The sequence below is a fragment of the Novosphingobium sp. B-7 genome (assembly GCF_000410615.1).
GTDB classification, from domain to species: Bacteria; Pseudomonadota; Alphaproteobacteria; order Sphingomonadales; family Sphingomonadaceae; genus Novosphingobium; species Novosphingobium capsulatum.
This window is the reverse complement of sequence record NZ_KE148381.1, coordinates 53,247-53,508: the sequence shown is the minus strand read 5'-3', so window position 1 is coordinate 53,508 and position 262 is coordinate 53,247. Positions and strand designations below refer to the sequence as shown.

Annotated in this window: 1 pseudogene; it reads right to left on the bottom strand. The window is 71.0% G+C overall.

Features of this window, described 5'->3' with window-relative positions:
* Positions 1–69: 69 nt before the first annotated feature.
* Positions 70–262 (bottom strand): annotated as a pseudogene (locus H926_RS34870) (hypothetical protein); the annotation flags it as partial.

Here is a 262-nt window from a genome sequence, read left to right as displayed (position 1 = left end):
CGGCCACGTTGACCACCGGCGCAGGTGCCTGGGCCGCTTCCGGTTCGGCAGCGCGGCGCAGCCAGTCGATCACGGCAGGCGAAAGCCGATCGGCGCACGCGGGCTGCCAGGCGCGTCGCCATCCCATTCCACATCGCTGACGATGTGGTTTTCCAGCGGGCCGGCCACCACTTCGCTGATCGCCTTGCCCACCACCGAAACCCCGGCGCGGTGCACGGCCTGGCGATCGCCGCTTTCCAGGTAGTGCCAAGCGGGCAGCGGC